9 protein-coding genes are annotated in these 13,229 nt (G+C 43.9%); all 9 read left to right on the top strand.

The window, feature by feature from the left end:
• Positions 1-64: 64 nt before the first annotated feature.
• The 9 genes from G6053_RS27640 (at position 65) to G6053_RS27600 (ending at position 13,197) form a co-directional block, all read left to right on the top strand.
• Positions 65-1,237, top strand: coding sequence for an extracellular solute-binding protein (locus G6053_RS27640; RefSeq protein ID WP_241254865.1), 1,173 nt, complete (start codon positions 65-67; stop codon positions 1,235-1,237).
• On the top strand, positions 1,230-2,381 hold the full coding sequence (locus G6053_RS27635) for a CaiB/BaiF CoA-transferase family protein (protein ID WP_165309222.1): 1,152 nt from the start codon (positions 1,230-1,232) through the stop codon (positions 2,379-2,381). Before G6053_RS27640 ends, G6053_RS27635 begins: the two co-directional genes overlap by 8 nt.
• 1 nt (position 2,382) lies before the next feature.
• A complete protein-coding gene (locus tag G6053_RS27630) occupies positions 2,383-3,525 on the top strand; it encodes a CaiB/BaiF CoA-transferase family protein (RefSeq protein ID WP_165309221.1) in 1,143 nt (380 codons plus the stop codon).
• Positions 3,518-4,741, top strand: coding sequence for an extracellular solute-binding protein (locus G6053_RS27625; RefSeq protein WP_165309220.1), 1,224 nt, complete (start codon positions 3,518-3,520; stop codon positions 4,739-4,741). Before G6053_RS27630 ends, G6053_RS27625 begins: the two co-directional genes overlap by 8 nt.
• Positions 4,738-5,811, top strand: coding sequence for a Gfo/Idh/MocA family oxidoreductase (locus G6053_RS27620; protein WP_241254864.1), 1,074 nt, complete (start codon positions 4,738-4,740; stop codon positions 5,809-5,811). Before G6053_RS27625 ends, G6053_RS27620 begins: the two co-directional genes overlap by 4 nt.
• A 36-nt stretch (positions 5,812-5,847) precedes the next feature.
• The gene (locus G6053_RS27615) at positions 5,848-6,300 is read left to right on the top strand and encodes a MaoC/PaaZ C-terminal domain-containing protein (protein WP_165309219.1); all 453 of its coding nucleotides are present in this window, start codon (positions 5,848-5,850) and stop codon (positions 6,298-6,300) included.
• A gap of 11 nt (positions 6,301-6,311) precedes the next feature.
• The gene (gene fucP / locus G6053_RS27610; protein WP_165309218.1) at positions 6,312-7,607 is read left to right on the top strand and encodes an L-fucose:H+ symporter permease; all 1,296 of its coding nucleotides are present in this window, start codon (positions 6,312-6,314) and stop codon (positions 7,605-7,607) included.
• 132 nt (positions 7,608-7,739) lie between these two features.
• Positions 7,740-9,899 carry a trehalase family glycosidase gene (locus G6053_RS27605; RefSeq protein WP_165309217.1) on the top strand — a complete coding sequence of 720 codons (2,160 nt, stop codon included), beginning with the start codon at positions 7,740-7,742 and terminating at the stop codon, positions 9,897-9,899.
• Positions 9,877-13,197 carry a glycoside hydrolase family 2 TIM barrel-domain containing protein gene (locus G6053_RS27600; RefSeq protein ID WP_165309216.1) on the top strand — a complete coding sequence of 1,107 codons (3,321 nt, stop codon included), beginning with the start codon at positions 9,877-9,879 and terminating at the stop codon, positions 13,195-13,197. The genes G6053_RS27605 and G6053_RS27600 overlap by 23 nt, the downstream gene beginning before the upstream one ends.
• Positions 13,198-13,229: the final 32 nt, after the last annotated feature.

Genomic DNA, 13,229 nt, shown 5'->3' with positions numbered 1-13,229 from the left:
AGGTTGGTAATCAAATAGTAAAAATGGTTGATAAGTCTCTCCGCAAGACTACATAAAATAATACATGAATACAATGACAGAGAAAATCCGGTTAAAGGGGATTACCTGGGGGCATACCAGAGGTTTTGTACCGATGGTTGCAACGGCACAACGTTATGAAGAATTACATCCCGAAGTAGAGATTGTCTGGACAAAACGGACTTTGCAGGAATTTGCTGATAAGTCGGTGACGGATTTAGCCAAGGAGTATGATCTATTGGTCATAGATCACCCTTGGACTGGACATGCAGCTGCGAAAGGGATGCTTGCTCCATTTGATGATTACCTATCTGCAGATTTTTTGGCCGACCAGCGTGCTAATAGTGTCGGGAAATCCCATGAAAGCTATAACTTTCTCGGCAAGCAATGGGCATTGGCTACGGATGCTGCAACACCGGTGGCTGCAAGCCGTCCAGATATTTTACAGTCTCTAGGTATAGCGCTCCCCCGTACCTTCGAAGACGTTTTGGCTTTAGCTAAAGTGGGGCGGGTTGGATTTTCACTATTGCCGATTGATTCTTTGATGCACTTTTATGGTCTTTGTTGCTCTTTGGGAGAAGAGCCTTGCCAACAGGACGAAAAAGTAATCAGCGATGCGGCCGGGGTGCAAGTGCTAAAAATATTCAAATCACTTGCGGATGAACTGGATGCTGGATTTTATGATAAAAATCCATTTAAGGTGTTTGAAGAAATGACTCAGCGTGATGAAATTGCTTACTGTCCATTTGCCTATGGTTATTCGAATTACGCTCGGGCAGGTTATGCACGTAAGGTGTTGCATTTTCATGATTTAGTGTCATTAAATGGTACGCCTATGATTAGCACACTTGGTGGAGCGGGACTGGCAGTATCCTCACAGGGCAAGCATATAGATGTGGCCATGGATTATGCGCGATTTGTCGCGACACCGGAAGTTCAGGAAACGCTATATGTCGAAAATGGTGGCCAGCCAGGACATCTATGTGCTTGGAAAAATGAGCAGGTAAATGCCGTTACAACCAATTATTTCAGCAGTACACTACCCACTTTGGAGCGTGCTTATTTGCGCCCGCGTTATGACGGACATCTTTATTTTCAAGATCATGCTGGTGATATTGTAGTTAAATACCTCAGAGAAGGCGGTGACGAACATGCAGTATTGGAAAAAATGAATGTGATGTACAGAGAATCATTAGTGAACAAAGAAGACAATGGATAATAAACCACTGGAAGGACTTTTGGTCCTTGAGTTTTCACAATTTATGGCTGGACCAACCGCTGGCCTGCGTTTGGCGGATCTCGGTGCACGAGTCATTAAAATCGAGCGTCCTGGTGCCGGCGAAGGAGGGCGGCAGATTGCGATTAAAAATATTTTTGTAGATGAGAGTAGCCTAGTCTTTCATACCATCAACAGAAATAAAGAATCGTATGCAGCCAATTTGAAAGATGAAAACGACCTGGAAAATATTAGGAAATTAATCCGCCAGGCAGATGTGATGACACATAACTTCCGCCCCGGTGTCATGGAAAAGATCGGTTTGGATTACGAGCGCGTGCAGAAAATTAATCCAAAAATGATCTATGCCACGGTGACTGGTTACGGCAATGAAGGACCATGGGCTAAAAAGCCAGGGCAGGATTTACTCGTGCAATCGCTGTCGGGACTTTCTTGGTTATCGGGCTGTGCGCAGGATGGGCCGGTCCCTTTTGGATTGGCCGTGGTGGATATGTACTGTGCTACACATCTGACACAAGGTATATTGGCGGCATTGTTGAAACGCGCCCGTACCCAACAGGGAGCTCTTGTTGAAGTCAGTTTGCTAGAATCTGTGTTGGATATGCAGTTTGAAATGCTGACCACACATGTCAACGATGGCCGCAAGTTGCCTCAACGATCGACGATTAGAGGAGCTGGTCATGCCTATTTAAGTGCGCCTTATGGGCTCTACAAAACCCTAGATGGCTATCTAGCTTTGGCCATGGGCAATGTAGCACATATTGCAGAAACTATAGGTTTATCGCGCGAGCCCTATCAAGATGCTTCAACTTGGTTTTCACGACGTGACGAAATACTTCAAGAATTTGCTAGGGTATTGTGTCAAAAGACAACGTGTGAGTGGATATCCCGTTTGGAAACCGAAGGGATTTGGTGTGGCGTGGTAAACGATTATCATCGTTTCTTCGAGGAACAAGGTTTTAAGGAATCGGGGATGTTGCAGGAACTCACTTTACAAGATGGCACCCAACTGACTACCACCCGTAGCGTCTACCAGATCGATGGAAAGCGTTTATATGCGGATAAACCTGCACCCAAAGTGGGCCAGCATACGGCATCAATTGTTCATGATTATTTAGAAAATTAATATGTTACCACTAGCAGGTTATACCGTAATCGACTTTAGTCAATTTTTATCCGGCCCATTAGCGAGTTTACGGCTGGCTGACTTAGGCGCGCGGGTTATAAAAATAGAAAAACCAGAAACAGGTGATATTTGCAGGCAACTATATACTTCTGACACGATACTGAACGGTACTTCAACGGTGTTTCATGCCATTAATCGGAATAAAGAAAGTATCGTATTGGATTTGAAAAGCGAATCCGACAAACAGATTATACATGATTTAATTGCGCGGGCAGATGTGGTGTTGCATAATTTTCGTCCAGGTGTCATGGAACGTTTGGGCTTTGACTATGCAGGTGTCCGAGAGATCAATCCGACGGTGATTTATGGAGAGATCTCGGGATATGGAAAAGAAGGACCCTGGGTGAAGCGGCCTGGTCAGGATTTATTATTGCAATCGCTTACCGGGATGACTTGGTTGAGTGGCGATGCAAATAATGGTCCAGTAGCCATGGGACTTTCCGTTGTGGACATGTTTGCCGGATCCAATCTATGTAGTGCCGTATTGGCCTGCCTGTACCGTCGAGCGATGCAAGGGATAGGAGCGCATGTTCATGTCAGCATGTTGGATTCTGCTGTGGATATACAGTTTGAGGCCGTCACAACCTATTTTCGTGATGGCAAATTGTTGCCACAACGTAGCGAAGTGAGCAATGCACATGCATATTTGGCAGCACCTTATGGGGTGTATCGTACACAGGATGGTTTTCTGGCCCTTGCGATGGGTTCTATTCCTTTTCTTAGTAAACTGTTGAATTGTAAGGAGTTAGAAGTTTTTGCTGACGGGGAGCAAGCTTTTCGGGAGAGAGATACCATTAAGGCCATTTTAGCCGAGCACCTGACGACAGCAGGTACTGGACATTGGCTGGAGATACTGGAAGCAGCGGATATCTGGTGCGCCGATGTCTTGGATTGGCGTCGTCTGACCGAACATAATGCTTTTAAAATATTAGACATGCTACAGCAAGTAACGATGGGCGATGGCTTCCGTTATGAGACCACCCGTTGTCCTATTCGCATCGATGGCGAGCGGTTGACCGCCACAAAAGGTTCGCCCAAACTTGGTGAGCACACAGCTAAAATATTGGAGGAACTGTATGGATAAGTTACGTTTTGCTGTCCGGAAATTTGAACCCTTTGAGCGTGCCATGGAGAAATGTTGGGCAGCTTATCAGGAGGTATATCCATCGGATGTGGAGATGGAGTTTGTTCCGCTGGATTTAGAGGAATTAACAGCAGCTTTCTTTGAAAAGAAAGGCCTTAATAATGGCGATTGGGATATCATTCACATCAATACCGATTGGGTTGCACGTGCCTATGAAACCGAGGGTTTGTCGGCACTGGATAGTATGATCGTGCAAAATCCACCGGAAGACCTGAAAGGGGCTTGGCCAGAAAGCTTACAAGTTCTACAACGTTTTGACGAGCAAATATTTGGCTTGCCTTTTCATGATGGTCCCGAATGCCTAGTCTTTCGAAGAGATTTATTTGAAGATTCGCAGGAACAGACGCGTTTTCAGGTACGCTACGGAAAACCTTTGGCAATTCCAAAAACCTGGGCTGATTTTTTGACTGTTGCAGCATTTTTTACGCGGCCTGAAGATAACCTGTACGGAACCGTATTTGCCGGTTATCCGGATGGACACAATGCGGTATTCGATTTCTGTATTCAACTTTGGTCCCGTGGAGGCGATTTGCAGCAAGGAGAGATACCTGTTAAGCTGGATCAGCCATTGGCTGTAGAAGCATTGGATTTTTATAGAGGGTTATTTAAAGAGAGTAGGGGATTGCACCCCGAATCGGTCAATTATGAATCTGTGCAGGCGGGCGCCGCCTTTGCGCGGGGTGAAGTCGCTATGATGGTCAATTGGTTTGGTTTTGCATCCTGGGCACAGATTGATACCGCCTCGGCCGTAAAAGGTAAGGTGGATGTAGCAGCTATTCCTTCAGCAGAAGGAGGAATGTCTCCCTCATTAAATGTGTATTGGTTGTATGCAATTCCAGAAGGTAGTTGTCATAAGCAGTTGGCTTATGACTTTATACGTTTTGCAGTCGGACGCCAACAAGATAAGCTCCTCACTGTCGAAGGAGGAGTAGGCTGTCGTTACTCCACTTGGTATGATTCCGAAATCAATCAGATGATACCCTTTTATAATAAATTGGCTGAATTGCACGATACTGCACGTACATTACCGCGCTTGGCCAACTGGCCGCAGATTGCACATATCATCGACGATACTGTAATAGCTGCGATTAAGACTGATGAAAGTAGTCTTTCTTTATTAACAAAAGCACAGGAAAAAATAAATGCATGGTTATGATAGATATCCCTTATAAAACGATTTTACCCCAGACTGCTCTGCCGATTATTATTATAGGCGCAGGTGGTATAGTGAAAGATGCGCATCTCCCGGCTTATCGTAAAGCAGGCTTTCATGTGCATGGTATTGTCAATCGTACAAAGGCGAAAGCAGAAGCGTTGGCAGTAGAATTTGGTATTCCACATGTTTACGATACGGTGGAAGATGCCGTCGCACAGGCTCCCGAAAATGCGGTTTATGATGTAACCATTATGCCCAATAAATTTATCGAAACCTTGGAGGCATTACCTCATGGCGCGGCTGTATTGATTCAGAAGCCAATGGGTGATTATTATGCAGATAGTCAGGCGATATTAGAAGTCTGTCAACGTAAGGGCTTGGTTGCTGCGATCAACTGTCAGCTTCGTCAGGCACCCTTTGTCAATGCCGCACGCTGGTTGATCGACCAAGGCCATATTGGTGAACTGTATGATATGGAAGTACGGGTATCGGTACATACACCTTGGCAGCTTTTTCCGCATGTGATGGTACACCCACGCTTAGAAATTCTGTATCACAGTGTTCATTATATAGATTTGATCCGCTCATTTTTAGGCGATCCACAGTCGGTGTATGCAAAAACATTGAAACACCCAGCCAAAGCCTTATCATCCAGCAGGACGACCTTGCTATTTGATTATGGAGACACACTACACGCTGTTGTAAATACCAATCATGACCATGAATTTGGGCCAAAACATGAGGAAAGTTATATCAAATGGGAAGGTACCAAGGGGGCTATCAAAGCGACGATGGGTTTGCTGATGGATTATCCGCATGGGGTATCCGATGTATTTGAATATTGTATTAAGCCAACAGATGGCAGCCAACCGGAATGGGTGGCTTACCCGATCGAGGGAACTTGGTTTCCTGATGCTTTCATCGGCAGTATGGGTAGCCTGATGCGTTTTAAACTGGGTGAAATAGCGGTATTACCAGCTGCGGTTGAAGATGTAATCCATACCATGGCCGTCGTAGAGGCTGCTTATCAAAGCAGTGCCCAAGGGGGGCAACCGATAGCAAAAGGATAAAGAAACAAAGCCTTAAAACCAATAATAAATTAAATTATGCATTTCGAATCTATTTTTTTTGAAGATTATATATTAAACGATAAACGGACAACATTGGGCCGCACGATTACCGAAACAGATTTTGTTGTTCATGCCGGACATACAGGCGATTTCTTCCCCCATCACCTCGATGCGGAATGGTGCAAGACCCAACCCTTTGGACAACGTATTGCGCACGGAACAATGATCTTTGCGATTGGTATCGGACTGACGGCCTCAGTCATTAACCCGGAAGCATTTTCCAAAGGCTACGATCGCCTTCGTTTTGTCAAGCCCGTATTTATTGGCGATACCATCCACGCTGAGGTGACTATTTCGGAAAAATCCGATGCAAAAAAGCCTGAGTTCGGTACCGTAGTTGAGCATGTTGAAATTATCAATCAACATGGTGTGGTGGTGTTGGTCGCAGACCATATCCTATTGGCAAAACGCAAGGAAGCTTCAATTTAACCTATCATCACATGGAAATTGGTACAAAAAAACCGATCAAGTTAACCGGGGCAGCTTCTACTAAGGGGTATCTGCTTCCGTTTATTCTGATCGTCAGTCTGTTTTTTTTATGGGGTATGGCCCATAATTTAAATGGCGTTCTGATCCCGCATTTGAAAAAAGCCTGTCAGTTGAATAATAGCCAGTCAGCACTGGTTGATACTTCAGTTTTCTTCGCTTATTTCATTATGGCACTGCCGGCGGGTTATGTTTTGCGCAAATGGGGGTATAAACTGTCTATTATTATTGGGCTGGTTACTTTCTCCCTAGGTGCATTTCTATTTATCCCCGCGGCAGATCACCGTATGTATGAGCTCTTCTTGCTGGCATTATTTATTATTGGTTGTGGACTAGCCTTATTGGAAACAGCGGCTAATCCTTATGCTGCAGTTTTGGGTAAGCCCGAAGCAGCAACACATCGGCTTAATTTGGCGGCCTCCTTTAATGGATTGGCGGCAATGGTCGCTCCGGTTGTAGGTACCACCTTTATTTTGTCGGGGACGAGCTATTCAGAAACGGAACTGGCGGCTATGACGGAGAGCAATCGGTTAACGTACCTGCTTCATGAAGCATCTTCCGTAAAAATGCCTTATTTAACCTTGGGCTTGATCTTGCTGGGGGTGGCACTGATTTTTTTATTTGTAAAACTCCCCGAAATTCAGGGTGAAAAGACGGAGGGAAACGCCGGGCAAAAAAGGGGCTTATTTGCTGTACTTCGACATAGACATTTGAGCTTTTCGGTGATTGCACAATTTTTTTATGTCGGAGCTCAGGTCTGTGTGACCAGTTTTTTTATTCGTATGGCGCAACAGGGGGCTGGTGTCGATGAGAAGACTGCGGGGTATTTCCTTGGCATATATGGTCTGCTCTTTATGGGCGGACGTTTCGTTGGAACGCTATTGTTACGTTATACCACGGCCCAGCGTTTGTTGGCCATTTATGCTGTTTGCTGCGCAGTATTGGCAGGGGTAGCCATTTCGGGAACAGGTATGGTCATTTTGTATGCACTTGGTGGATTAGGTTTCTTTATGTCAATTATGTTCCCGACGATTTTCTCTCTTGGTATTGCAGGTCTCGGCAACGAAACGAAACAAGCTTCTTCTTGGTTGATCATGTCCATTGTCGGCGGAGCGTTGTTCCCATTTCTGAACGGGATTATTATCGATTCCGCACATGACAATACCCAGCTAGGCTATAGTGTACCCTTCATCTGCTATCTTGTTATTTTATGGTTTGCACTGAAAGGATATAAACCGGCAAAAGCCTAAGTTGTGTCTCACCGTGTATTTTAGTGAGCAATTGAAAAAAATATAGCGCGTGTTTTACTAGTGAAAAACACGTATATCGCCGAAGTTAACGTTGGTTTCGGTGTTAGTGAATTGATTAACAATGATTCGAATATGAATAAAATTATTTTAATTGTAGGTTGTTTAATTGCAGCAACGACAGCATTTGCACAACAGGCAAGTACCTGGATCTGGTATCCGGGAGATTATGAAGTCTGGTTAAGCAACGATATGCAAAATCGCCGGACGGAAAGAGGTACATTTTTTCCGCCTTTTTGGAAAATGGACAGTCACTATGTGCTTGTCGAGTTCAGTAAAGAATTTGATTTGCCTGCTGATGAAGAAATCAGCATTTATGCCGAAGGCAAGTATAATGTCAAGATCAACGGAAAAATGCTTCCAGGGGCACCTGCTAAAGTGAAGCTTCAAAAGGGAAAGCAAAAAATCAATATTAAAGTTTACAATCAAGGAAATGTTCCCGCGCTGTATGTTGCAGGGAAAAATGTAACAACAGATAGCGATTGGAACGCAACGTATGAAGATAAGGAATGGATTGATGAGACAGGTAAAGCGTCTGATCAATCCGGGACAACCTATGTCAAAGCTGGTAAATGGAACTTTAACGGACCAACAGCTCGACCATCCAAGTTTAAATTGCCTGTGAAACCACAACAGGCACTTTCGCAAGAAAAACAAGGCAAAGGTATCTTGGTCGATTTCGGAAAAAATACATTTGGTTTTCTTACCCTGCATAAGCTGGTGGGGACAGGTCGCCTGAACATCTATTATGGCGAATCCCGAGAGGAAGCACTTTCGACGAAAACCAGTGAGACTATCGATTTACTTGAGATACACAACCAACAACCACAGGACAGTACACTCGATCTATCAAAAGCCTTCCGCTTTGTTTACTTAGAACCCGAAGGAACAGTCAAGTTCGATCAGGTATCCATGCAATACGAATACCTACCAGTTGCAGATCGCGGATTCTTTCGTAGTTCAGATAATGAATTAAACAAGATATGGGATGTAGCCAAATATACCATGGAATTAACCACACGTGAGTTTTTCATTGACGGTATCAAGCGTGATCGGTGGATCTGGAGCGGTGATGCCTATCAATCTTATGCGATGAATTACTATTTGGGATTTGATTCCGAGTCCGTCAAAAGAACCATTTTAGCGTTACGGGGTAAGGAGCCTACGATCAGCCACATCAACACCATTATGGATTATACTTTCTATTGGTTTTTGAGTATCGCAGATTATTACCGTTATACCGGTGATAAGGAATTTATAGCAGGCATCTATCCACGTATGAAAAGTCTGATGCAGTTTTGTTTGGATAGAAGAAATAGCGATGGTTTGATGAAAGGTTTAGCTGGCGATTGGGTATTTATTGACTGGGCCGAAGGTCTAAGCAAGCAAGGGGAAGTGAGCTTTGAACAATTATTGCTGTGCCGTAGTCTCGAGACCATGGCGATGTGTGCCGATTTGGTTGGCGAGCCGAAAGACAACCAACACTATCAACAAGAAGCTCAACAACTCAAAGATAAGCTCTTTGCCTATTATTGGAACGATCAGAAAAAAGCCTTTGCACATAGTCGTATTGATGGTAAGCAAACCGATAACGTGACACGCTACAGCAATATGTTTGCGATTTTCTTTAATTATCTGAACGAACAGCAGCAGGCTGGCGTGAAAGCAAATGTCTTGTTAAATGATCAAGTACAACAGATTACCACACCTTATATGCGTTACTACGAACTTGAAGCTTTGTGTGAACTTGGTGAAAAGGACTATGTGATGAAAGAAATGAAAGACTATTGGGGCGGTATGCTAAAACTTGGAGCGACGACCTTCTGGGAAGAATTTAATCCAGCAAAAAAAGGAGCAGAGCATTATGCCATGTATGGAAGGGATTTTGGCAAAAGCCTTTGTCACTCTTGGGGAGCAAGTCCGATCTATTTGCTGGGCAAGTATTATCTCGGTGTACAACCAACAGAGGCGGGTTATTCGAAGTACGAAATCAAGCCCTATTTGGCGTCCTTAGCATGGATGGAGGGAAAAATACCTACACCAGAGGGTGAGATTGAACTGTATGTATCAAAAAACAAAATCAAGGTAAAATCACCTGTTGGATCGGGGACATTAAAACTGCGGAGCAAGGTTGTTCCACATGTGAAACAAGGTCAAGTAAAACATATCTCAGGAAACGACTATGAGCTCGTTTTGGAAAAAGGAATCGCATATGAAGTGGATTATAAATATTAAATCAGCTACAGGAACTGCAGCGTTTCAATGGAGTGCTGCCTTGCTATTGTTGCTGACTGCAGCTTCGCTACAAGCACAGACAGTTGACGGAAAACCGGCAGTCATTCCCCCTGTACCGAATGGACAAATTGCTGCTCCTTGGGAAAATCCGATGATTACCGCCATCAATCGGGATCCCTCACGAGCGACGGGCTATTCCTATGAGACAGTGGAAGAAGCTTTGAAGAATGATCGGCAGAGCAATAAACGAATGCTCTTTTTAAATGGCAAATGGGATTTTAAATTTGCCTTTAAACCGGCTGAAGCACCTCAAGATTTTCATTTATCCGAAGTCAAAGGCTGGGATAAAATTCAGGTTCCTTCTAATTGGGAGATGAAGGGCTATGATATTCCCATTTACCGTTCAGCAGTGTATCCATTTAGCCCAATTGATCCACCGCGCATTCCCAAAGATTACAATGGTGTAGGGTCTTATCAAAAAACATTCGAATTGCCCGAATCCTGGGATGGAATGAACATCACCTTACATTTCGGCGGGGTTATTTCAGCCTATCAGTTGTGGATTAATGACAAGTACGTAGGTTATGCGGAAGACTCCTGCTTACCGTCCGAATTCAATGCGACACCTTACCTTAAAAAAGGTAAAAATCGTATATCCGTTCAGGTGCTGCGTTGGAGCGATGCTTCCTATCTAGAAGATCAGGATCATTGGCGCATGAGCGGCATTCACCGCGAGGTGTTTTTGATGGCTGAACCGAAGGTTCGTATTGCCGATTTTCACTGGCAGGCCACTCTAGATGCCAATTACGAAGATGCTAAATTTTCGTTGCGTCCAAAAATTGATAATTTTTCGGGTGACAGCATCAGCGGTTTTACGCTCAAAGCACAACTTTATGATAGCAATAATACAGCTATTCTCGACAAACCATTGGAAAAAGGGGCTTCAGCCATTTTTGACGAGATCTATCCGAGATTGGACAATGTGAAGTTTGGTCTATTGGAAACGACGATCAAAAATCCAAAGAAATGGTCCCCAGAAGAGCCTAATCTATACCGCTTGGTACTGACGCTGTATGATAAGAAAAATCGCTTGCTTGAAGCGAAGACTTGCCAAGTCGGGTTTCGGAGTATCGCTTTTTCTCCAAAAGACAGCAAACTTTTGATCAATGGAAAAACCACCTACTTATATGGAGTCAACCGGCATGATCACCATCCCGAACGCGGGAAGGCACTGACACGGGAAGATATGGAAGCCGACATTCGTCAGATCAAACAATTTAATTTTAATGCAATTCGTACCTCACATTATCCCAATGATCCGTATATCTATGAGCTCTGTGACCGCTATGGTATTATGGTGATGGATGAGGCAAATATGGAGACCCATGGTCTAGGTGGAAAGTTGATGAACGATCCAGCTTGGCTGGCGGCGCTCAACGAACGTGTGACACGGATGGTGGAACGGGACAAGAATCATCCTTCCATTATCATCTGGTCGCTGGGCAATGAATCGGGGAGAGGACCGAATACGGCCGCTATGGCTGCTTGGATACATGATTTTGATATTACACGTCCTGTACATTACGAGCCGGCCATGGGAAGTCATCAGTTACCGGGCTATATTGATCCTTCGGATCCACGTTATCCAAAATCCAACGATCACTCGCACCGGATTCAGAATATAAAGGACCAATATTATGTGGATATGGTATCGCGATTCTATCCCGGTATTTTCACCCCCTCATTACTCTTAAATCAGGACAATGGCGATCATCGTCCGATCCTCTTTGTTGAATATACCCATTCCATGGGCAATTCGACTGGTAATATTCGTGATTTTTGGGATATCTTTCGCGCCCATCCACGTTTGATCGGTGGTTTTATCTGGGATTATAAAGATCAGGCATTGATCCGTAAGGATTCCGTTTATGGTAAAGTATTGGCCTATGGTGGTGATTTTGGCGAAAAAGTACACAATGGCGCTTTTAGTTTGAATGGTATCACCGATGCCTGGGGGCGACCAAAAGCGGCGATGTATGAGAATAAACGAATCTATCAGCCTGCAGAGATCACTTTAGTTGATTCAGCAAAAAGTACGGTACAAATCAAAAATAGATCAGCGGTGCTCAACCTAAATCATTATAATGCTGTCTTATTATTCCGCAAAAATGGTCTGCTGGTCAAGGAAGTGCCTATATCCGCGATTGATTTGGCGGCAGGCGATTCTACACAGTTAAGCTTCACATCCTCTTTGCCATTCAAACGCTTGGCAGATCAGGAATATCAGCTTGATATCCAATTCCGTCTACGGGAAGCGACAGCATGGGCGCCGGCAGGATTTGTCGTGTCTTCATCACAGGTCCGATTGCAGGAGCAATCTAATGCCCTGCGACCTTTATCATACAAAGGAAGTAAATTGGTCAAGACAGAAACTGCCGATAAGTATCAGATCGCGGGTAATGCATTTCAGGTTATCTTTGATAAATCGACAGGAAGTTTAACTGCGTTTAATTACAAAGGGCAAGAAATTATCAAAGATGCCATTCGACCCAGCTTTACACGACCAAGTACGGATAATGACCGCCGGGGCTGGAAACCGGAGAAAAAACTAAAATACTGGTATGGCACACCAAAATTAGTGTCGGTAACCGCTCAAGAAAAAGGTCAAGATTATGAAGTACAGACATTGTATGTTCTTCCGGGTGATTCTGCACAGGTAAAATTGATCTATACGGTTAAAAATCCAGGTATTGTATCGGTAAATTACCAGCTGAAGGTGAAGGCTGGATTACCTAATATTCCGAAAGTAGGACTTCAAATGGGGATCAATCCCACATTTGAAGACATCCAATATTATGGCCTAGGTCCAATGGAAAACTACCCTGATCGTGCCTATGGGTTTGATCTCGGTGTTTATCACATGAACATCGATCAATTTATGGAGCATTATCTTTATCCACAGGAAAACGGAAATCGGATGGATGTTCGTTGGATGCACCTTCAAAATAAAAATACAGGTGTTTTGGTTGTCGGCGAGCAGCCGCTGTATATGAGTGCCTGGCCTTATTCACAAAAAGCAATCGTCGAAGCAAAACACTGGTTTAAATTGAAGAAAGAAGATAGGATTACTTTAAATGTCGACTTAAAACAGATGGGTATTGGCGGAAATGATACCTGGACAGATGTATCGCAACCATTGGGAAAATATCAAATTCCGGCAAAAGACTACAATTATTCCTTTTATTTGATTCCGACATATTTGAAACAATCGATCGAGGATTTTGTAAAATCTAATTAAATAAATGAAGATTAGCAGGAAGATATCCAGTA

This window comes from Sphingobacterium sp. DR205 (assembly GCF_011064245.1).
Classification (GTDB): domain Bacteria; phylum Bacteroidota; class Bacteroidia; order Sphingobacteriales; family Sphingobacteriaceae; genus Sphingobacterium; species Sphingobacterium athyrii.
Note: the sequence above shows the minus strand (reverse complement) of the source record. Positions and strands in the feature narration are given on the sequence as shown.